17 protein-coding genes, 2 tRNA genes and 1 riboswitch are annotated in these 19,904 nt (G+C 56.6%); of the genes, 10 read left to right on the forward strand and 9 right to left on the reverse strand.

The annotated features are described in order from the left end of the window. Positions 1–252: 252 nt before the first annotated feature. Entirely contained in the window at positions 253–1,188 is a 936-nt protein-coding gene (locus AC2FJ5_RS14145; RefSeq protein WP_496694612.1) for a LysR substrate-binding domain-containing protein, read from the reverse strand. Between the two features lie 239 nt (positions 1,189–1,427). On the opposite strand from AC2FJ5_RS14145, the gene AC2FJ5_RS14150 reads away from it, so the two are divergent. The 5 genes from AC2FJ5_RS14150 (at position 1,428) to AC2FJ5_RS14170 (ending at position 8,243) form a co-directional block, all read left to right on the forward strand. Further along, positions 1,428–2,381, forward strand: coding sequence for an ABC transporter substrate-binding protein (locus AC2FJ5_RS14150; RefSeq protein WP_142640207.1), 954 nt, complete (start codon positions 1,428–1,430; stop codon positions 2,379–2,381). An 82-nt stretch (positions 2,382–2,463) separates the two neighbouring features. After that, the gene (locus tag AC2FJ5_RS14155) at positions 2,464–3,492 is read left to right on the forward strand and encodes a quaternary amine ABC transporter ATP-binding protein (RefSeq protein ID WP_282027611.1); all 1,029 of its coding nucleotides are present in this window, start codon (positions 2,464–2,466) and stop codon (positions 3,490–3,492) included. After that, entirely contained in the window at positions 3,492–5,474 is a 1,983-nt protein-coding gene (locus tag AC2FJ5_RS14160; RefSeq protein ID WP_496793741.1) for an ABC transporter permease, read from the forward strand. Before AC2FJ5_RS14155 ends, AC2FJ5_RS14160 begins: the two co-directional genes overlap by 1 nt. A gap of 1 nt (position 5,475) precedes the next feature. Further along, positions 5,476–5,847, forward strand: a complete 372-nt coding sequence (locus AC2FJ5_RS14165; RefSeq protein WP_496793743.1) for a cupin domain-containing protein — start codon at positions 5,476–5,478, stop codon at positions 5,845–5,847. Beyond that, positions 5,844–8,243, forward strand: coding sequence for a trimethylamine N-oxide demethylase (locus AC2FJ5_RS14170; protein WP_496793744.1), 2,400 nt, complete (start codon positions 5,844–5,846; stop codon positions 8,241–8,243). The genes AC2FJ5_RS14165 and AC2FJ5_RS14170 overlap by 4 nt, the downstream gene beginning before the upstream one ends. A 411-nt stretch (positions 8,244–8,654) precedes the next feature. Here AC2FJ5_RS14170 and arsJ read toward each other — a convergent pair whose 3' ends face one another. Genes arsJ through AC2FJ5_RS14185 form a run of 3 tightly spaced genes read right to left on the reverse strand, consistent with a single transcriptional unit; the run spans position 8,655 to position 11,739 of the window. After that, positions 8,655–9,914: an organoarsenical effux MFS transporter ArsJ gene (arsJ, locus tag AC2FJ5_RS14175; protein ID WP_496793745.1), complete on the reverse strand. Its 1,260-nt coding sequence runs from the start codon at positions 9,912–9,914 to the stop codon at positions 8,655–8,657. Next, positions 9,911–10,909 (reverse strand): ArsJ-associated glyceraldehyde-3-phosphate dehydrogenase, encoded by a 999-nt coding sequence (locus AC2FJ5_RS14180; RefSeq protein ID WP_496703176.1) that lies wholly within the window; start codon positions 10,907–10,909, stop codon positions 9,911–9,913. Before AC2FJ5_RS14180 ends, arsJ begins: the two co-directional genes overlap by 4 nt. Beyond that, positions 10,906–11,739: an arsenate reductase/protein-tyrosine-phosphatase family protein gene (locus tag AC2FJ5_RS14185; RefSeq protein ID WP_496793746.1), complete on the reverse strand. Its 834-nt coding sequence runs from the start codon at positions 11,737–11,739 to the stop codon at positions 10,906–10,908. The genes AC2FJ5_RS14180 and AC2FJ5_RS14185 overlap by 4 nt, the downstream gene beginning before the upstream one ends. A gap of 176 nt (positions 11,740–11,915) precedes the next feature. Between AC2FJ5_RS14185 and AC2FJ5_RS14190 the strand changes: the two genes are divergently transcribed. After that, a tRNA-Thr gene (locus AC2FJ5_RS14190) sits at positions 11,916–11,991 on the forward strand. 251 nt (positions 11,992–12,242) lie between these two features. Here the strand turns inward: AC2FJ5_RS14190 and AC2FJ5_RS14195 are convergent. Beyond that, positions 12,243–12,318, reverse strand: a tRNA-Lys gene (locus tag AC2FJ5_RS14195). A gap of 212 nt (positions 12,319–12,530) precedes the next feature. Here AC2FJ5_RS14195 and dapF point away from each other — a divergent pair. Together dapF and mtaB are read left to right on the forward strand one after the other, a co-directional pair. Further along, entirely contained in the window at positions 12,531–13,373 is an 843-nt protein-coding gene (gene dapF / locus AC2FJ5_RS14200) for a diaminopimelate epimerase (RefSeq protein WP_271951728.1), read from the forward strand. Further along, on the forward strand, positions 13,370–14,626 hold the full coding sequence (mtaB, locus tag AC2FJ5_RS14205; RefSeq protein WP_496793747.1) for a tRNA (N(6)-L-threonylcarbamoyladenosine(37)-C(2))-methylthiotransferase MtaB: 1,257 nt from the start codon (positions 13,370–13,372) through the stop codon (positions 14,624–14,626). The genes dapF and mtaB overlap by 4 nt, the downstream gene beginning before the upstream one ends. 142 nt (positions 14,627–14,768) lie before the next feature. On the opposite strand, the gene AC2FJ5_RS14210 is transcribed toward mtaB, so the two are convergent. Genes AC2FJ5_RS14210 through petA form a run of 3 tightly spaced genes read right to left on the reverse strand, consistent with a single transcriptional unit; the run spans position 14,769 to position 17,499 of the window. Then, positions 14,769–15,554 carry a cytochrome c1 gene (locus AC2FJ5_RS14210; RefSeq protein ID WP_142640228.1) on the reverse strand — a complete coding sequence of 262 codons (786 nt, stop codon included), beginning with the start codon at positions 15,552–15,554 and terminating at the stop codon, positions 14,769–14,771. A 17-nt stretch (positions 15,555–15,571) separates the two neighbouring features. After that, on the reverse strand, positions 15,572–16,903 hold the full coding sequence (gene petB / locus AC2FJ5_RS14215; RefSeq protein ID WP_142640230.1) for a cytochrome b: 1,332 nt from the start codon (positions 16,901–16,903) through the stop codon (positions 15,572–15,574). Positions 16,904–16,914: 11 nt separating this feature from the next. Continuing rightward, the gene (petA, locus tag AC2FJ5_RS14220) at positions 16,915–17,499 is read right to left on the reverse strand and encodes a ubiquinol-cytochrome c reductase iron-sulfur subunit (RefSeq protein ID WP_142640296.1); all 585 of its coding nucleotides are present in this window, start codon (positions 17,497–17,499) and stop codon (positions 16,915–16,917) included. Positions 17,500–17,984: 485 nt separating this feature from the next. Between petA and AC2FJ5_RS14225 the strand changes: the two genes are divergently transcribed. Next, on the forward strand, positions 17,985–18,428 hold the full coding sequence (locus AC2FJ5_RS14225; RefSeq protein ID WP_496692653.1) for a c-type cytochrome: 444 nt from the start codon (positions 17,985–17,987) through the stop codon (positions 18,426–18,428). Positions 18,429–18,441: 13 nt separating this feature from the next. Here the strand turns inward: AC2FJ5_RS14225 and AC2FJ5_RS14230 are convergent, their stop codons facing one another. Beyond that, the gene (locus tag AC2FJ5_RS14230) at positions 18,442–19,056 is read right to left on the reverse strand and encodes an FMN-binding negative transcriptional regulator (protein ID WP_496793749.1); all 615 of its coding nucleotides are present in this window, start codon (positions 19,054–19,056) and stop codon (positions 18,442–18,444) included. Positions 19,057–19,110: 54 nt separating this feature from the next. Further along, positions 19,111–19,256, forward strand: a riboswitch (FMN riboswitch). 128 nt (positions 19,257–19,384) lie between these two features. Here AC2FJ5_RS14230 and AC2FJ5_RS14235 point away from each other — a divergent pair. Next, positions 19,385–19,825 (forward strand): 6,7-dimethyl-8-ribityllumazine synthase, encoded by a 441-nt coding sequence (locus tag AC2FJ5_RS14235; protein WP_142640236.1) that lies wholly within the window; start codon positions 19,385–19,387, stop codon positions 19,823–19,825. Positions 19,826–19,904 lie beyond the last annotated feature (79 nt).

Below are 19,904 nucleotides of genomic sequence, written 5' to 3' on the forward strand. Positions count from 1 at the left end.
CCAATCTCCTGAATCGGCTTCTTCTTCGCCTCACGCGCAATTTCGATGTCAGATTTATAGCTCATTGGGTTTCGGTCTCCCTGCATAAAATAGGCCAATAGTGTTCCAACCAGAACGGCAAAGAGCCGAACCAGATTCGCATATATTTTTCTTTAAAGTAAATATTTATTCCCTAGGGTCAATATGCGAGTTTAACACTCCCTGGAGGTGCTACTGGATTCATCATAAGGAAACAGAGGCTGGCCACAGCAATCAGGCGTATCTTTTCCGACCCGCGCTGAGACCAAGCAACCAATCTTCAACGATGCGCTGCTCTGGGAAAGCTTTGTGAAGAGGCCTTTTTAACAGGTAGTATCCGGACTGTGTTCGCACTGATGCGCCCAGAACCGGTCTGACCAAAGTGCCGCTTTCAAGCAAAGGATCAACAAGATGAGCCCAACCCAATGCAATTCCCAGTCCATCGACAGCTGCTTGCACTGACAACGGATAGGTATTGAACTCCACTGCCTGTTCCATCGAGGACGTCGATACTCCATTGCCGCTGAACCAAGTGCGCCATGTCATCCACTCTGCATGGCCACTGGCCACTTCAATAAGGTCCAGTTCCGGCAGCGCAGATATATCTGCCGCTTTGGGGTTGCTCTTGAGATACTCTGGGCTGCAGACCGGAAATACGGTTTCTCCGAACAAAAGCTGTGCCTCGTATCCCGGCCAATCGCCATCTCCACGCAGGATCGTCAAGTCCATCGAATCCGACAGGCACTCTGCGTCGCTGTCAGAAGAGACCAGCGAAATACGGATGCGGCCATTTGATTTGTTGAACTTGCGAAGTTGCGGCATCAGCCAAAGAGAAGCAACAGAGTTGGTGGCGGAGATCGATACCGTGTTGGCCTGATGTTTGGCCAGCATATCCCGGCTGACATCCCGCATCAGGTCCAGCGACTTCTCCACGGTTGCCAGCAGGATGGCCCCTTGTTGGGTAAGCGAAACAGAACGGTGCCCTCGCACAAACAACGGCACATCATAGTGTTGCTCTAGCAACCGCACTTTGCGGCTGATCGCCGTTTCAGAGATGTTCAGAACCTTACTGGCCTGCGCAAAGCTCTGCGCCTTTGCGGCAGCTTCAAACGCCAACAAATAGTCGAGCGGTGGAAGGACTTTCCCTGTGACTGAAGTTTTCTTTGGCATTTCAGAGCGGATTCCCGAACTGGACGTTATAGCGATCGAAAAACATTTGGCCTCATCTGCTGGCAATCGATCAGGCAACTAATTGTTAAGATAGCAAAAAGTCGGGTTAGCCTCAAGAATTTATGGTCAAAGACCCTCAAATTTCTGTTCTGCGTCTGGGGCGATTCTGCGCAGAATGCACAAATTCGGGGCCGGAAGAGTCCACAACCTAAAAAATGAACATCACTCAGGGAGCAAACATGAAACTTACAAACCTCCTTTCTGCTGCAACTTTGGCAGCAGTAGCGGGAACAGGGGCGACTGCAGAAGACAGCAGCGACCCGATCGTGATCCCAATTCACAATTGGTCCAGCCAGATCGTGATGTCGAACGTTGTCGGCCTGATCTTTGAAGAGATGGGCAACAACGTCGAATACGTCACCACCGACAGCCAGGCGGTCTATGAATCGGTGCGCCTGGGCGATGTGGCGTTGGAGATGGAAGTCTGGGAAGGCGCGTTTGGCGCGTCCTACAGGGCGGCATTGGAAAAAGGTGGCCTGCATGACGCAGGTGATCATGACGCGGTTACACGTGAGGATTGGTGGTATCCCATGTGGACCAAGGAATCCTGCCCGGGCCTGCCAGATTGGAATGCATTGAACGACTGCGCGCACCTGTTCGCGACAGCCGAAACCGGCGACAAGGGACGGTATCTGGATGGTCCAGTTGACTGGTTGAAGCATGGTAAAGAACGCGCCGAAGCACTTGATCTGAACTTTACCGTGATCAATGCGGGTTCAGCCGCAGCCCTTTGGGCCGAGATTGGCGCGGCTGAGGCCGACAAAACGCCGGTACTGGTTTTTAACTGGACGCCAAACTTTGCCGAAGCCGTCTGGCCTGGTGAGTTCGTTGAGTTCCCAGCATGGGAAGACGGATGCGACAAAGACCCGGCCAAGGGTCCTAATCCGAATGCGTTGTATGATTGCGGCAACCCCGCCAAAGGCTACCTGAAAAAGGCAGCCTGGGATGGTATGAAAGACAAATGGCCGGCCGCGTATTGCGCCCTGACAGAGATTTCTTTCACCAATCCGCAGATTGCTGAGATGGCGAAGCTGGTCGACACAGATGAGCTTGAACCGGAAGAAGCCGCCGAAGAATGGCTGGACGCCAACCGCGCTGTCATCGATCCTTGGATCAGTTCCTGCAGCTCATAATCCGGCTACATCCACCGAAACTGGCGCGGCCTTGACCATCTGATCGATGCAAGGCCGCGCTCAACAAGAAAGTTAGGCAGCCATGTCCGCCACAGCGCCTGTCATCTCAGCCAAAAATGTATGGAAACTGTTTGGGCCCTCGCCAGAGAGCTACCTGAAGTCCATGCCCGCTGGCCGCGGTTTTGATGAAATCCGTGCAGATGGTTATATCGCCGGTGTCAAGGATGTCTCGATTGAGGTTGGCCGCGGCGAAATGCTGGTCATCATGGGTTTGTCAGGGTCAGGCAAGTCGACGCTGGTACGTTGCTTTTCGCGCCTGCACGACATTACAGGTGGAACGATTGAGGTTGACGGTCAGGACATCATGAGCCTGAGCGAGCGCGATCTGATTGAATTGCGCCGAAACAAGATGGGCATGGTGTTTCAGTCTTTCGGACTGCTGCCACATCGCACGGTTTTGGACAACGTGGCCTTTCCGTTGGAAATGCGCGGACAAGATCGTCATGATCGGCGCGAACGCGCGCTGGAAGTCATCAAGTTGGTGGGCCTTGAAGGTCGGGAAGAATACTTCCCACGGGAATTGAGCGGCGGCCAACAGCAAAGAGTGGGAATCGCCCGGTCGCTCGCCATTGAACCCGATATCTGGTTTCTGGACGAGCCATTCTCGGCGCTTGATCCACTGATCCGCCGCGAAATGCAGGATGAATTCCTGCGATTGCAAGAGATGCTGGGCAAAACCATCGTTTTCATCACGCATGATTTTGACGAAGCGCTACGTCTGGCAGACCGGATTGCAATCATGCGCAACGGCGCGGTCGAACAATGTGACACCCCCGACAAGATTGTGATGAACCCTGCCACCGAGTACGTGGCCAAGTTTACCGAAGATGTCGACAAGGCCCGGGTCGTACATGCCAAAGGCCTGGCAAAACCTGTGAACGGTCATGCCTTGGAGGGCGCACCAATCAATGGTGGATCAACCATTCACGAACTGGCGCGGGTTCTTGTCAACGACAACCGCATTCTTTTGCCGGTGGCGGATGACAAAGGCGTTGTCACCGGTGTTCTGGAACGTGACGCCGCATTGAATGTTCTGCTTGGAGCTGAATGATGGCGGCGCTGTCCACCGAAGTACCGGACACTTCAGACGGGACGTGGGGAAAAACCAGAGTCCTGACTACACTGCTGGCCGCCGCCTTCGTGCTGATCGTTGCCAAAGCTTTCGGAGTTCTGCCCGAATGGCTAAACCGCATCCCCGAAGCCGCGATTCCGCCAACGGCGCAGGTTCTGGATGCAGTCTTCTACTTTATCCAAAATGATCTTGGCCTGATCTATGTCACACGATTTATCGCCGAAGGTCCGCTCGAGTTCCTGCTGGATACGTCAGCGAACCTTCTGGAAGGCAAGCGCCGTTGGCCCAATCTAGGCCCGATCCCATGGTCCGCAATCGCCGCAGTGGCAGCCGTCGTCGGCTACGCCGTAGGTGGTTGGCGTCTGGCCGCATTAGGCGCGGGAACCTTCATCTGGACGGCCGCGATCGGACAGTGGAAGATCGCCATGCAGACGATGTCTGTCATCGTGGTTGCCGCACCGCTGGCGTTTCTTTTGGGCTTGATACTGGGCATCGCCGCCTGGAAATACCGCTGGTTCGAGCGGATGCTGAAACCCATGCTGTCCGTGCTGCAAACCCTGCCCTTCTTTACGTATCTCTTGCCAGCAGTGATCTTTTTTAAGGTCGGACCGACAGCTGGGGCCGTCGCAACAATTACTTTTGCCATCCCGCCGATGATCCTGATGACCACTCTGGGCTTGAAAAAAGTCAGCCCCGAAGTGATCGAAGCAGGCCAGATGTCTGGATGTACCAAATGGCAGATGTTGCGCCACGTCTACGTTCCAGCCGCGCGGACCGAGGTTCTGGTCGGCGTCAATCAGGTGATCATGTTGTGTCTTGCGATGGTTGTTCTGACCGCCTTTATCGGAATGCCCGGTCTTGGCGCGAAACTGCTGGCGATGATGGGTAGTTTCAAGCTGGGCCGTTCTTTCGAGATTGGCGTAACCATCGTCCTTCTGGCTGTCACGTTGGATCGGATGTCAAAGGCCTGGGTCGTCAAACAGCCAGTGCACTTCGAACGCGGCACCCCATGGTGGAAGCGCCACCAGATTTCGCTGGTCGCACTGGGTCTGTTTGTTGGGTTCACTCTGCTGTCTCAGGTCTTCCCGATCCTGGCCGAAATTGGCCGCAAGCAGCATCTAAGCCAGGGCAAGGAAATCGACGTGGTTATCAAGTCGTTCCTGGCCATCGACATGATCAAAGGGACAACCGAATGGTTGCGCTGGTTTCTGAACGTCAAGGTTCTGATTCCATTCCGGAATACGCTACTCGCCATTCCAACTCCCGCGTTCATCCTTCTGGTTGTTTCCTTTGCTTATTGGGTTGGTGGCCGAAAGCCCGGCATCTACGCAGCAGTCTTCTTTACGATTGTCGCGTTCTCGGGCTGGTGGGATCGGTCGGTTATAACTTTGTATACCGTGATCTCGGCCGTTGCGCTGGCAACCATGATCGGTATCCCCCTGGGCGTTGTCGCAGCGCGGTCCGCGCGTTGGTCCAAGAGCATTTTGCTGGCTTGCGACACTGCGCAAACCTTCCCCAGCTTCATTTACTTGATCCCTGCGATCATGTTGTTCGGGGTCAATGATGTCGCGGTTGTGTTCTCGATTCTGATCTTCGCCGCCGTCCCGCTGATCCGGTACACCATTATTGGCCTCAGCAACGTGCCGCCGGAAATGACCGAGGCAGCAGATATGTCCGGCTCGACCCGCCGGCAAAAACTTATGTCGGTTCAGTTCCCTCTGGCGCTGCCAACTATGGCGGTCGGGTTTAATCAAGCCATCATGTTCGCCTTCTTCATGGTCATTATCGCGGCCTTCATTGGAACGCAGGATCTGGGGCAGGAACTTCAACGAACTCTGGCAGGTACCGAACTGGGCAAGAACTTTGTGCTCGGCATAAATGTCTCGCTGATGGCGCTTACCTTCGACATGGCGATCAGCAGCTGGGCTGATCAGCGCAAAAAGCGGTTGGGGCTCGACTAAGATGGCACAACAACAGAGCGCACGCACCGTTATCCGCTTCGATGACCCCGGATTTGTCCGGATGCGGATGGACGGCCTGCCCGATGCGCAGGTCTGGTGGAAGAATATCAGTTTCGATGAAGAAACCGGACAAGGCAGCTATCTGATGAAGATGGCGCCAGGCACACGTTCGAACCCTCATGTCCATTACGGGCCGGAAGAGTTCTTTGTGCTTGAGGGCGATCTGACCGACCACGACGGGTTTCGATATCGCAGCGGCGATTTTGTCAGCCTTGCTGCCGGGTTCAGCCACTATTCGCGAACCGAGGCGGGATACCTCTTGGTGGTCACCCATCGCGGTGCAACCGAAGCCATTCAGGAAAACACACTATGAATGTGAAGCCGGTCTTCGAAGTTCCATTCGAACGCAGCGGGGTTCTGGCCCCCGGCCTTCCGATCCTGCCGCATGGAACGGAACGCCACCCGATCCCCGGAATGGGGTCGCGCGCGGTACCGGTGTCCAAGGGCGATACCATCACGCTGCTGGATCGCGATGGGATGCAACCGGCTGAGATGGTCTTCTTTTCCCCTGACCGAAGCTCCGATGCAGCCATGCTGGGCACACAGGGGCATGGACGGCCCGAAGGTTTGATCGCAACCCTCGCAAATGGATCAGCATCTGGCAAAAAAGTTCTGCGTGCATTGGAAATCGCGGGCTTCGACATCGGAAAAGGCGACGCAATCCGGGCATTCGCTGACGGGTCACGCCCCGGCGACATGGTGCATTTCGTGGCAGAAAGCGATGGTCTTTTGATTGTCGCTGCACCAGGCAAGGCTATGCGCCCCGAGGACAACAACCCTCCTACGGATATCATCTTGTACATCCAGCGCTCAGCGCCCGGATTGGAAAAGCCCGATGTCGGACCGCCCGATCCGCTGGCCGATCCGCTTAAGGATTTCAATATTCAGCCGGGAAATGCGCACTCATATGAAGTGAAGGCCGGTGAATTCATCCAGATCGTCGATATTCGTGGCCGAGAGTGTTCCGATTTTCAGGCATTCAGCCGCCGCGCACTGGATCAGGGGATCGAGCGTGAAATCGACCCGACAACAACACGCAGCCTGATGGGCAGCTTGTATCCTCAACCCGGGATTTTCTCAAAGTACTGGTCAGTAGATCAAGAGCCTCTGATCGAAATCGTTCAAGATACCTGTGGGCGCCATGACACGTTCGGTCTGGCCTGTACGGCGCGATATTACGAAGACCTTGGTTACCCCGGCCATGTGAATTGTTCGGACAATATCAACAAGGATCTGGACCAATATGGCATCAAGCCGCGCGGTGGCTGGCCAGCGATCAACTTCTTTTTCAACACGATGCTGGATGACACCAACGCCATTGGCATGGACGATCCGTGGTCGCGACCCGGTGACTTCGTCCTGCTGCGCGCCCTGACCGATCTGGTCTGCGTCAGCACCGGCTGTCCCTGCGATATCGACCCGGCAAATGGCTGGAATCCAACAGACATTCAAGTGCGAACCTATAAGGCGGCCGAGGAATTCAAGCGGTCCTATGGCTATAGAAAATCTGCGGAGGCGGATGTGGAAGAAACTAAGAAAACAGCATTTCACGACTGCTTTGCACGGCACACCCGTGATTTCGTCGAATACAATGGCTATTGGCTGCCCAACACGATGACCAATCATGGCGCGATTGCCGAATATTGGGCTTGCCGGGACAAGGTTGCTGTCATGGACCTCAGCCCGCTGCGCAAATACGAAGTCGTGGGACCTGACGCCGAAGAACTGATGCAGCTTTGCGTGACCCGCAACATGAAAAAACTGAGCGTTGGTCAGGTCGTTTATACCGCCATGTGCTATGAGCACGGCGGTATGATCGACGATGGCACCGTCTACCGGTTGGGTGAGACGAACTTCCGCTGGATCGGTGGGAATGACACCAGCGGGTTGTGGCTGCAGGAACAGGCGCTCAAACGCAATATGAATGTCTGGGTGCGCAACTCTACGGACCAGTTGCACAACATTGCAGTTCAGGGGCGGCATAGCCGCGACATACTTTCCAAGATATTCTGGACACCGCCTCAGCAACCAACGATCGACGAACTGCCGTGGTTCCGGCTTTCGGTCGCGCGGGTTGGTGATGTGCAGGGGACTTCTGTTGTAATTTCTCGGACCGGCTATTCCGGAGAGCTTGGGTATGAAATCTTCTGCCATCCCAAGGATGCCGTCGAAATCTTTGATCGTGTCTGGGAGGTGGGCCAAGAGTATGGCATTGCGCCTCTGGGCCTGGCCGCATTGGACATGTTGCGGATCGAGGGCGGTCTGATCTTTGCCGGGTCAGAATTCGACGATCAGACCGATCCGTTCGAGGCCGGCATCGGCTTTACTGTGCCGCTGAAATCAAAGACCGACGACTTCATCGGGCGGGCGGCGATAGAGGAGCGCAAGGTCCACCCACACCGCAAACTGGTTGGATTTGAGATCGAAGGGGGTACGGTCCCCTCACCCGGTGACTGCGTGCGCGTTGGGAAAGCGCAGGTCGGAGAGATTACCAGCGCGATGAAATCACCCATCCTCGGCAAGGTCATCGCTTTGGGTCGGATTTCGGTTACCCATGCCATCGTTGGAGCGGACATCGAAATCGGGCAGCTGGACGGCCAACAAAAGCGGTTGAAAGCCAAGATCGTGCCATTCCCGCATTTCGATCCAACAAAGGAACGTGTGAAGGGAATGTACGCAGAAGCGACGGTTCCGAACGCTGCAGAATAGCCACGGTGGTGTGACATTAGCTTCTACCCGACCAAGGAATGCTGATGCTCGGACCTCATGCAATTCGAGTGGTGGCATTCCAGGTCAAATGCCTCTGGGCAGTGATATCGGATTGTTAAGGCTGAGCGGTCGGCCACGAACCACTGCAAGCCTTATTGCTTGGGTACCAATCAAAATAGTCTTTTGCTTCAGTGAGCTTTCGAACGCGTGGCTTTGCGCGCTTCCCGAGTGTGCCACTGAGATTTTGAAACAACAAATTGGATCCGCTGAAATGCCCTGCGGCATCGCCAACAAATCGTTTCTACCGGATAGCGTAACATGTAAGGGCTAATTCCACTTGTCCCGTCACAGAATTCATCCGCAAAAATAATGACGTCCATGCCGCATTCGCGAGCAAGCTTGGTGAGAATGCTAACCCACCGCCAAACGGTCCTGCATCCTGTCCGAGGCCATCGCGGACAGAGCGACCATTGTTGCGGCTGTTCCCAGAACCATTGCCAAACCACCGATCTGGTAAGTGAGGCCAGACAGCACTGTGCCCAGCAATCGGCCGGCCGCGTTGGCCATGTAATAGAAACCGACATCCATCGTGACCCGCTCGGCCTGAGAAAAGGACAGGATCAGATAGGAGTGCAGCGAGGAGTTCACGGCAAAGATCACTCCAAAGATCAGCAAGCCGATCACCAGCGTAATGGTCAGCCAAGTGGCGGGCCCCGAGGACAAAGCCACAGCGACGGTCAGGGCGGCAGGCACGCAGAACAGGGTTACGGCCCAATCGCGTGCGGCGCGGATCAATTGGGGCTCGGACCGGTCAGAGGCGCGCAGGATCTTCGGGGCGCTGGCCTGAACTGCGCCGTATAGGATGATCCAGGCCGCCATGAATGTCCCGATCATGAAAAAGGCCGCTCGGTTCCCGGTTTCGGACCCGTCGGACAATACCGCATAGAAATAGATCGGAATCCCGACCACAAACCACACATCGCGCGCGCCAAACAGAAACATGCGGGACAGGCACAGCCAGTTGATATTGGGGGATTTCGAAAAAACCTCAGAGAATTTTGCGCCTTTGCGTCCTTTGGGCAGGCCCGGAGGCATGAACAGAACGACCGCGATCAGGATGACGCCCAGCACCATAGCCATGGCCAGAACCGCCCAGTTAAAACCAAACGTGGCCAGCAGACCTGCGCCCAGCAAAAAGCCCAACCCCTTAACGGCATTCTTGGACCCCGTCAGAAGGGCCACCCAACGAAACAGGCCACCATCCTCGGTCGGAGCCAGCAGTTTCACAGCGGATTTCGATGACATCTTGGCCAGATCCTTGGCCACGCCGCTGGCACCCTGAACGATCATGACAAAGGCCACTTTGGCAGGAATTGCCCAATTAGGGTCTAGTTGAGTCAGCAGCAGCAGCGCCCCCACCTGCAGGCCAAGCCCCGCATAAAGTGTCGAGGTCAACCCAAACCGAGCCGCTAGCCAGCCCGCCGCCAGATTGGTGCCGATGCCGGCGATTTCATACAGTACAAACAGATAAGCCAGCTGGACCGGAGAGAAGCCCATCGTATGAAAATGCAGCAGCACCAGCATACGGAGTGCGCCGTCGGTCAGCATGAATGCCCAATAGGCCGCCGTGACCGCGATATAGGCGGACAACCCTTCGGGCTTCTGGGTCACAGGGCTGCTCCGACCATCAGGGCGACGTCGACCAGACGGTGCGCGTATCCCATCTCATTGTCATACCAGGCGTAGATCTTCACCTGTGTGCCATTCACCACCATGGTCGACGGGGCATCGATGATCGAGGAGCGCGGGTCATTGGTATAGTCTGTCGAGACCAGAGGGCGGGTCTCATAACCCAGAATACCCTTCAAATCTCCATCGGCGGCTTCTTTGAAAAACGCGTTGACCTCTTCGACGGTTGTTTCCCGCTCCACTTCGAACACGCAATCGGTCAGCGAGGCATTCAGCAGCGGCACCCGGACCGCGTGGCCGTTCAACCGGCCTGTCAGCTCGGGGTAGATCAAGGTGATTGCCGTGGCCGAGCCGGTGGTGGTTGGGATCAGCGAATTCAGGGCCGAGCGCGCGCGGCGCAGGTCTTTGGCGGGTCGGTCCACGATGGTCTGCGTATTCGTCACATCATGGATCGTGGTCATCGACCCGTGCCGAATGCCCAGATTTTCGTGGATCACCTTGACCACCGGCGCCAGGCAGTTGGTGGTGCAGGACGCAGCCGTCACGATGTGATGCGCGCTCGGATCATATGTGCCTTCGTTCACGCCCATCACGATATTGGCGGTCGGGCCATCCTTGACCGGTGCCGAGACGACAACCTTCCTGACGCCTGCATCAAAATATGGCGCCAGCTTGGTCTCGGTTTTGAAGGCGCCGGTGCAGTCAATCACCACGTCGACCCCGTCCAGTGGCAGCGCGTTCAGGTCGCGGGTACCGACAAACGGCAAGCGCATACCCTCTATGGTGACGCTGTCTTTGTCATAGTCAAAATCGGCATCCCAACGGCCATGAACCGTGTCGAATTCCAGCAGATGCGCATGCATTTCCGGATCACCGACCCCGTCATTGATCCAGGCGATCTTCGCGCCTTTCTCCAACAGGGGTTTCAGGGCCAGCTTGCCCATCCGGCCAAGGCCATTCACGGCGAAGGTAGTCATAATGTGTCCTCATCGGGTGTTCGGGCGATATCATCGACGGCAGATTGCAAGGCGATCCGGTCGAGGCTTTCGACTGGCAGAGCGGCAAAGGCCTCAATCCGACGCCTCAGCGAACCATAGGCGTTCTGGAAGGCCAGGCTTTTTTCAGCCTTCGTGCCTGTCGCCATGACCGGGTCGACCACGCCCCAGTGACCGCTGATCGGCTGGCCATCCCAGGCGGGGCATTCCTCATTCGCGGCCTGATTGCAGACGGTAAAGACAAAATCCATCTCGGGCACGTCAGAGGTGGCAAATTCTGACATATGTTTCGAGCGCAGAGCCAAAACATCATGCCCTTTGTCCTTAAGGACCTGCACCGCTATAGGGTTGAGCCCGGATGAAGGCTGCGTTCCCGCAGAATATGCGTTGAAACGCTCACCCGCCAGCGCGCGAAGGATAGATTCAGCAAATATCGAACGGGCGGAATTGCCAACGCACAGGAAAAGAACGTTATATTTTCGGTCCGCTGATCTGTCGCTTTCCCAGCCTGACGGGATACAGATTTCGGGGCGTCCGCGGCAGCAATCGTTCAGTAGGTAATCCAGCATCTGCTGCACATTCTGCATCTCGATCGAGTAGAGCAAAGAGGTACCAGACCGATTCTGCCGGACCAGCCCCGCCTGTCGCAACGCGTTCAGATAGTTCGATAATGTGTTGGGCTTGATCCCCAGCCCCAAGGCAAGCTCTCCGGCCGGGACAGCGTCAGGAAAGCGTCGCATCAACATGCGAAACACTGAAAGCCGTTGCGGGTGACCCAAAGTCGCCAGTTGTTCTGTTGCTATAATTTCCATATTTCATGAAATATAGAAATATATAACTGCAGTCAACCCGGTTCCTATTTCCAGTGCGCGCCGGACCCTCAATGAACGGTGATAACAAAATGCGGAAACAGGTGCTTCTGAGGTCATGAAACCCGGGGTTTCACCGCTTGCAAGCACCCGCACGAGGGTTTAAACGAGCCTCGCTTGCCTCAATAGCTCAGCTGGTAGAGCAGGTCCTTCGTAAGGACAAGGTCGGGGGTTCGAGTCCCTCTTGAGGCACCATTTACATTCAGAGGCTAACAGAAGTCGCAAACCCTTGAACGTAAAGTGATTTCTGCAGTTCGAAGGGTTTTGTCCCGCCAACTTGCCGTTTGGATTCTCACACCCGTAATTGGACGAAGGTGACATCGAAGCAGCCATCGCCGATAAGCTACAATCGCCACGGATCTCCTCGGCAGATCATCGCACATGCGGTGTGGTTATACGTTCGCATCAATCTGATCCTGCGTAACGCCTTGGTGCTATGTAAAAAGTGGTGAGCCGTGCAGGATTCGAACCTGCGACCCACTGATTAAAAGTCAGTTGCTCTACCAACTGAGCTAACGGCCCACTCTTTTGTTTGGATCCTTTGGATCCGTGGCGCTCTGTAAGGCATTTTCCCGACTGGGTTCAAGACCTTATTTCACACCTCGTTACGCCTGTAGTTTCTTTCGAAACGGCGTCCCGATAGGCGGCCTACTTAGGCAGGTGGCGCAAGGGGGTCAACCCCTTTTTTCACGAATCTGCGCCACAGGGTGGATTCCCATCCGCAGCAACGTTATATGCCCGCCATGCAAGGAATTCAGAACACCGGATTGCCCTTTATGAAGATGCATGGGCTGGGCAATGACTTTGTCATTGTGGATGCGCGCGCGCATGAGGTCGGGGTGACACCAGCCTTGGCCCAAGCCATTGGGCATCGGCAATTTGGGGTCGGCTTTGATCAGCTCGCCGTCATCGAAAATGGCGCGTCAGATGCCCATCTGGTGTTCTACAACGCCGATGGCTCGACCTCGGCCGCCTGTGGCAATGCCACCCGCTGTATCGCGCGGTTTCTGATGGAGGAAACCGGCAAACAGACCCTGACCCTGACCACCGAGCGGGGAACGCTGTATGCAAGCGATGCGGGGGACGGGCTGACTTCGGTTAATATGGGACTGCCGCAGCTGAACTGGCACGAGATTCCATTGACCGAAGACGTGGACACCTTGGAACTGCCGATCGAAGGCGCCCCAACCGCCACCGGCATGGGAAACCCACATTGCACCTTCTTTGTCGACAATGCCGAGGCGATTCCGCTGGCAGAGTTCGGCGCACGGTATGAATATCATCCGCTCTATCCAGAACGGACCAATGTACAAGTGGCACAGCTGATCGGTCCGGATCATATCCGCATGCGCGTATGGGAACGGGGCGTTGGCATCACCCTGGCCTCTGGCTCTTCGTCCTGCGCAACGGCCGTGGCCGCAGCCCGGCGCGGCCTGACCGGACGCAAGGTTCAGATCGAGCTGGACGGCGGCACAATCTGGATCGACTGGCGCGACGATGGCGTCTGGATGACCGGCCCCACGGCCCATGTCTTCTCGGGCCTGCTGACGCCGGAATTCCTAAGGTCGCTGGGATGAACCCGCCCAAATTCACCACGCTGGGCTGCCGCCTGAACGCCTATGAGACCGAGGCGATGAAAGAGCTGTCGCAACAGGCCGGTCTGACCGATGCGGTGGTGGTGAACACCTGCGCCGTGACCGCCGAAGCCGTGCGCAAGGCCCGGCAGGAAATCCGCAAACTGCGCCGCGAAAACCCGAATGCCCGGCTGATTGTGACCGGCTGCGCTGCGCAGACGGAACCACAGACCTTCTCTCAGATGGAAGAGGTCGACGCGGTGATCGGCAACACGGAAAAGATGCAGCCCGAAACCTGGAAAGGCATGGCGGCGGATTTCATTGGTGAAACCGAAGCCGTCCAGGTTGATGACATCATGTCGGTTACCGAAACCGCTGGCCACCTGATCGACGGGTTTGGCACTCGTTCCCGCGCCTATGTACAGGTTCAGAATGGCTGTGACCACCGCTGTACCTTCTGCATCATCCCATATGGCCGCGGTAATTCGCGCAGCGTCCCCGCGGGCGTTGTTGTGGACCAGATCAAGCGTCTGGTCGATAAGGGTTATAATGAGGTCGTTCTGACCGGCGTTGACCTGACCTCATGGGGCGCTGACCTGCCTGCCCAACCGAAACTGGGCGATCTGGTTATGCGCATCCTCAAACTGGTGCCGGACCTGCCGCGCCTGCGGATCAGCTCGATCGATTCGATCGAGGTCGATGAAAACCTGATGCAGGCTATTGCCACAGAACGCCGCCTGATGCCTCACTTGCATCTGTCGCTGCAGCATGGCGACGATCTGATCCTGAAGCGGATGAAACGCCGCCATTTGCGTGACGATGCGATCCGCTTTACCCAAGAGGCCCGCAAGCTGCGCCCCGAGATGACCTTTGGCGCTGACATCATCGCCGGTTTCCCGACCGAGACCGAGGCCCATTTCGAAAACTCGCTAAGGCTGGTTGCCGATTGCGATCTGACATGGCTGCATGTCTTCCCCTACTCCAAACGCGAAGGTACACCCGCCGCCCGCATTCCGCAGCAGGTCAACGGCAATGTCATCAAAACCCGCGCCGCCCGTCTGCGTACCGCTGGCGAGGTGCAGATTGCCAAGCACCTGACCGCTCAACTCGGCAAAACCCATCACATCCTGATGGAGACCCCCCATATGGGCCGGACCGCGCAATTCACCGAAGTCACATTCAATACCCCTCAACCCGAAGGGCAAATCGTGACCGCGACGATCACCGGCCGCTCGGATACGCAGCTCAGCGCCTGATCCGCCTCTTCATCTGGCCAAAAAATACCTCGGGGATGAATTGGCCGCAGGCCAAGAAGGGGCTGGCCCCTTCCACCCCCAAGCAACAAAAAACCCCCGCAACCAATGGCGCGGGGGTTTCTAACGTGTCTGAGAAAAACGCTTAGTGTTTCTTCTTGCCTTTAACGCCTGCCCACAGACGCTTGTTGACCAGGTACAGCAGGACCGACAGAAGCGTCAGGAAGACAACACCGACAAAGCCCGAATACTTACGCTCCATCATCTTCGGTTCAGCCGTCCACATCAGGAAGGCTGCAACGTCTTCCGACATATGCTCGACGTCATTTGCGTGGCCATCGGCAAACTCGACCTGCTCATCCGAAAGCGGGGGCGCCATCGAAATCCAACCACCGGGGAAGGCGGTGTTTTCGTACAGAACCGTTCCCGCTTCTTCCTTTTCGTGGCCCGTATAACCATCCAGCAACGAGGCGATGTATTCCGGGCCGCCCATGCCGTTGACCAGCTGGTTGATCCCCAGACCGTAAGGGCCGTGGAAACCGGCACGCGCCTTGGCCATCAGGCTCAGGTCGGGTGCGCCAACGCCATCATTGGCGGGGAAATGGTCAACGGGTTTAGCCGGGCGGAAATCGTCCAGCTCGGGGTCGAACACTTCAAAGTTGCCCGCCGCATAGGCGGTGACTTCGTCTTCCGAATAGCCCAGCGCTTCGAGGTCACGCAGAGGCACATAGCGCAGGCCGTGACAGGCCGCGCAAACCTCGGTGTAAATCTGCAGGCCGCGCTGTAACTGGTGTTGATCCCAGGTTCCGAACGGGCCTTCGAATGAGAATTGGAAGTCCTCGATATGCTGTTCGCCTCCGCCTGCCGCGTTAGACGCGACAGGAGCAAGTGCGATAGCAAACGCGGCACCGATTGCAAGTTTCTTGAACATGTTTCCGGTCCCTCTTCTTACTCGGCCGGCGTGGCATCGGCGTCAGCCTTGCCATAATGCGCGTTGAAGTCTTCTTCGATGGTTTCCGGCTGTGCATCGGGTTTTTCGATGACACCCAGAACCGGCAGGATCACGAAGAAATAGCCGAACCAGTAGGCCGATGCGATTAACGAGAAGGTCGCATAGGGCTCTTCTGCGGGCATCGCACCCAGCCACATCAGGGCAAAGAAGTCGACGATCAGCAGGTAGAACCACCATTTGAACATCGGCCGGTATTTACCCGAACGTACGGTCGACGTGTCCAGCCACGGCGCCAGAGCCATAGCCAGGATCGCACCAAACATCGCCAGAACACCAAAGAACTTGGCGTCAATGATGCCGCCGGTGATGAAGCTGGCGAATTGAACAACCCAGACCTCGCCGGTAAAGGCACGTAGGATCGCGTAGAACGGCAAGAAGTACCATTCGGGCACGATATGTGCCGGTGTTACCAGCGGGTTGGCTTCGATGTAGTTATCCGGGTGGCCCAGATAGTTCGGCATGAAACCAACGATTGCCCAGAACACAACAAGGATGACCGCCAGTGCGAACAGGTCCTTGATCACGAAGTAAGGCCAGAAGGGCAGCGTGTCTTTCTCGGCCTCGGCTTTCGAACCGCGGCGAACCTCAACACCTGTCGGGTTGTTGTTGCCGGTGGTGTGGAAAGCCCAGACATGCACGATGACCAGCGCCGCAATTACAAAGGGCAGCAGGTAGTGCAGCGAGAAGAAGCGGTTCAGCGTGGCGTTGTCCACAGCCGGTCCGCCCAGCAGCCAAGTCTGGATCGCGTCACCCACAAACGGGATCGCACCAAACAGGCCGGTGATCACGGTCGCACCCCAGAAAGACATCTGACCCCAGGGCAGAACATAGCCCATAAAGGCAGTGCCCATCATACAGAGATAGATCAGCATCCCGATGATCCACGTAACCTCGCGCGGGGCTTTGTATGAGCCATAGAACAGGCCGCGGAAGATGTGGATGTATACCGCGACAAAGAACAGCGATGCGCCGTTCATGTGCAGATACCGCAGCATATAGCCGCCATTCACGTTGCGCATGATGTGCTCGATGCTAGCGAAGGCCAGATCAACATGCGGAGTGTAGTGCATCACCAGAACGATACCGGTGACAATTTGCAGGACCAGGCAAAACGCCAGGACGATGCCCCAGATCCACCACCAGTTCAGGTTCTTGGGGGTTGGGATCATCAGGGTGTCATAGATCAGGCCGACGATGGGCAGGCGGCTGTTCAGCCACTTCTCGCCACTTGTCTTCGGCTCATAGTGATCGTGGGGAATTCCGGACATCTGGGTCTCCCTTAGCCGAGTTTGATGGTGCTGGCGTCCGTCCACTCAGCGGGCGGAACGGGCAGGTTTTCAGGTGCAGGACCTTTGCGGATACGGCCAGCCATATCGTAATGCGAACCGTGGCAGGGGCAGAACCAGCCGCCAAAGTCACCAGCATCGCCCAGCGGGACACAACCGAGATGAGTACAGACGCCCATCTGGACGATCCAGGCACCTGCGGCTTCGCCTTCCGGCGACGGCATCACGCGGTTTGCATCCGTGGCCGGTGCATCAGCATTCAGATTGAAGTTACGGGCCAGCGGGTCAGGCAGGGCATCCACGCCATCGGCGTCCTGCTTCTGCGCTTCGTCGATTTCGACACCGGTGCGGTGACGGATGAACACGGGTTTGCCCAACCATTTGACGGTCAGCTGGGTTCCGGGCTCGACACCGCTCACATCCACGCGGATCGAGGACAGGGCCTGAACGTCTGCCGAGGGGTTCATTTGGTTGATCAGGGGCCATACGGCTGCACCCGTCGCAACGACACCTGCGCCGCCAGCGACGTAGTAGAGGAAATCTCTGCGGGTGCCTTCGTGGTCTTCTGCGTGGGACACGAGGTTTTCTCCGATTCCGGCGCCCGGCAATACCGGGCAAACATGCATCAGCACCGCATCAAAGCGGCGTCTCATCGCGGCTATCTATCCGGGAGAAATCGGTTCGTCCAGCGGTCATAGGCGCGCACTACGCCGCATCTTGGCATTCATGTCACAACGAAAGGCGTTTTTTTCAAGGGATGGGCCGGATTACCCGTGAAGGTTTGCCCTGCCGCGCGGGTGGTTCACGGAGTGATTCGGATGGCAACCAGGCAACGAAAACACCCTCACAACACAGAACCGAAGACTGTTGATCGGCGAAAATCTGCAAAATTCTGACCTGATTTTGCCACGCAAAAATCCACTTCGATTGAATCTACCTTGGTAAAAATAATGAGTTAAAAATAGATATTTTTCAACACACTAGACGAGTCTCAATTCGATTGCACATTTGGCTGGAATGTCCCAAGGGCCTGTAACAGGACCAACCTTAACGGGATTTTTCCATGCCAAAGCTTTTTACAGCCACTCTGACCTTCGCCCTGACTCTTTCATCGCAATCCTTCGCCGCCGGCGATCCGGCAAAGGGGGAAAGCCTCTACAATCGGTGCTCTTCGTGCCATGCAATTATCAAAGATGGAAAAGTTCTGGTCAAAGGCGGCATCACCGGGCCGAATCTCTATGGGGTCGTAGGCCGGGTGGCCGGAACAGAAACCGATTACCTGAACGGAAGCGAACGCCTACCAATCGGGATGTACACCGATGACATGATCCGTGCAGGCCAGGAAGGGCTGGTCTGGACACAGGAAAACATCGTCGAATATTCGCAGGACCCGATTGTTTTCCTGAGGGATTATCTGGATGACGAAACCGCCCGTCCGAACATGAGCGTCAAACTGAAAAAAGGGGCTGAGGATGTCGCCGCTTATCTGGCGACCTTCAGCAACTGACCAGCCCGTCCGCTCACCTAGACCGCATGAGCGCGGCGAGGTGAGTGGTCTCGCTTCCGAACCCGTCTACCGCCACATGATCTGCGGCGACTAGACGGACATCGTCCGGCTTGTTCTGGTTCAGCTTCCAGGTGCCCTGAATGTCATCTACCTGCAATTTGCAGGGCACAATCATGCGCATCATCTTGTCCAGAGCCTCCGCGCTCATCTTGCTGGCGCTCCAGGGTGGCTTGGGGTTCAACCGGCGCTCATAAAAATCCGACTGACGATCGAGTAAATCGCGCAACGCGTCCTGCGGAAGAAGCGAAAGCGTTCCGGTCAGGTGCACCGCCACATAGTTCCAAGTGGGCACCTGATCCTCAATCCCGTACCAGTCGGGCGAGATATATCCGTCAGGCCCCGATACAGCGATTCGAACCGTGCGCGGTTCATTCAATGCCCGGACGATCGGATTGGACCGCACCAGATGCAGCGAGGCTTCTGCGCCATCTTCTGACAACAGAAACGGCACATGGCTAAGCAAAGGCCCCTGGTCCGCTGACAAAGCCAAAACACCAAATGCGCGCTCGCGCGCAAAAGCAATATGACTGTCACGATCCTCGGCGCGGAAGGCGGGATTGGGGTGCATGGCGGTCCTCCTGCAAAAGCTCTTGCAGAACCGCGCACCTATTGGCAAGGTGCGCCTCGTTCTCAGGGCGGGGCGGAATTCCCCACCGGCGGTATGCGGGCGATGACCCGTAAGCCCGCGAGCGGCCCCTTTTCGGGGTGTCAGCAGATCTGGTGAGAGGCCAGAGCCGACGGTTACAGTCCGGATGAAAGAGAACGTGCAGTGTGCCGGTAACCCCGCGCGCCTGCTCGTGATCGCCTTGGGTGACGTGTCATGTCGTGCTGGCAGCGAAAAGTGGGAACCGGTTTTCGCAACCGCCAGCAGACCACCAAACCGGAAGGAGATCTTGATGACACACACCCGCTATGCGTTTGTTAAGGCCAGCTGGCATGCCGATATTGTCGACCGTGCACTCGACGGATTTCTGGAATTGATACCCGCCGATCAAGTGGACGTGTTCGACGTTCCAGGTGCGTTCGAAATGCCCCTGCTGGCCCGCGATCTTGCCCAGACTGGGCGCTATGCAGCTGTGACATGCGCGGCCTTTGTGGTGGATGGCGGCATCTACCGGCATGATTTCGTGGCGCAAGCTGTGGTCGACGGGTTGATGCGCGCAGGTCTGGATACCGGTGTTCCGGTTCTGTCTGTTTCGCTGACGCCACACCAGTATCAAGAGACGGACCACCACAATACCATCTACCGCGCGCATTTCGTGGATAAGGGGCGCGAGGCGGCACAGGCGGCGTTGAAAATCACCGCGATGCGGACGCAGCTGTCCTCGGCGGCCTGACCGGAAAGGGTTGGGGTGCTGGGCCCCAACCGCAAATCCGCTTGAGGCTACGGGCCTTGCCCGCTAATCACGATGCTCA

Source organism: Ruegeria sp. CDSA221 (assembly GCF_059611825.1).

Excerpts from the sequence above, each read along its gene's own strand:
- AC2FJ5_RS14145 (WP_496694612.1), bottom strand. The coding sequence starts at position 1,188 with ATGCCAAAGAAAACTTCAGTCACAGGGAAAGTCCTTCCACCGCTCGAC.
- AC2FJ5_RS14150 (WP_142640207.1), top strand. The coding sequence starts at position 1,428 with ATGAAACTTACAAACCTCCTTTCTGCTGCAACTTTGGCAGCAGTAGCG.
- AC2FJ5_RS14155 (WP_282027611.1), top strand. The coding sequence starts at position 2,464 with ATGTCCGCCACAGCGCCTGTCATCTCAGCCAAAAATGTATGGAAACTG.
- AC2FJ5_RS14160 (WP_496793741.1), top strand. The coding sequence starts at position 3,492 with ATGGCGGCGCTGTCCACCGAAGTACCGGACACTTCAGACGGGACGTGG.
- AC2FJ5_RS14165 (WP_496793743.1), top strand. The coding sequence starts at position 5,476 with ATGGCACAACAACAGAGCGCACGCACCGTTATCCGCTTCGATGACCCC.
- AC2FJ5_RS14170 (WP_496793744.1), top strand. The coding sequence starts at position 5,844 with ATGAATGTGAAGCCGGTCTTCGAAGTTCCATTCGAACGCAGCGGGGTT.
- AC2FJ5_RS14180 (WP_496703176.1), bottom strand. The coding sequence starts at position 10,909 with ATGACTACCTTCGCCGTGAATGGCCTTGGCCGGATGGGCAAGCTGGCC.
- AC2FJ5_RS14185 (WP_496793746.1), bottom strand. The coding sequence starts at position 11,739 with ATGGAAATTATAGCAACAGAACAACTGGCGACTTTGGGTCACCCGCAA.
- dapF (WP_271951728.1), top strand. The coding sequence starts at position 12,531 with ATGCCCGCCATGCAAGGAATTCAGAACACCGGATTGCCCTTTATGAAG.
- mtaB (WP_496793747.1), top strand. The coding sequence starts at position 13,370 with ATGAACCCGCCCAAATTCACCACGCTGGGCTGCCGCCTGAACGCCTAT.
- AC2FJ5_RS14210 (WP_142640228.1), bottom strand. The coding sequence starts at position 15,554 with ATGTTCAAGAAACTTGCAATCGGTGCCGCGTTTGCTATCGCACTTGCT.
- petB (WP_142640230.1), bottom strand. The coding sequence starts at position 16,903 with ATGTCCGGAATTCCCCACGATCACTATGAGCCGAAGACAAGTGGCGAG.
- AC2FJ5_RS14225 (WP_496692653.1), top strand. The coding sequence starts at position 17,985 with ATGCCAAAGCTTTTTACAGCCACTCTGACCTTCGCCCTGACTCTTTCA.
- AC2FJ5_RS14230 (WP_496793749.1), bottom strand. The coding sequence starts at position 19,056 with ATGCACCCCAATCCCGCCTTCCGCGCCGAGGATCGTGACAGTCATATT.
- AC2FJ5_RS14235 (WP_142640236.1), top strand. The coding sequence starts at position 19,385 with ATGACACACACCCGCTATGCGTTTGTTAAGGCCAGCTGGCATGCCGAT.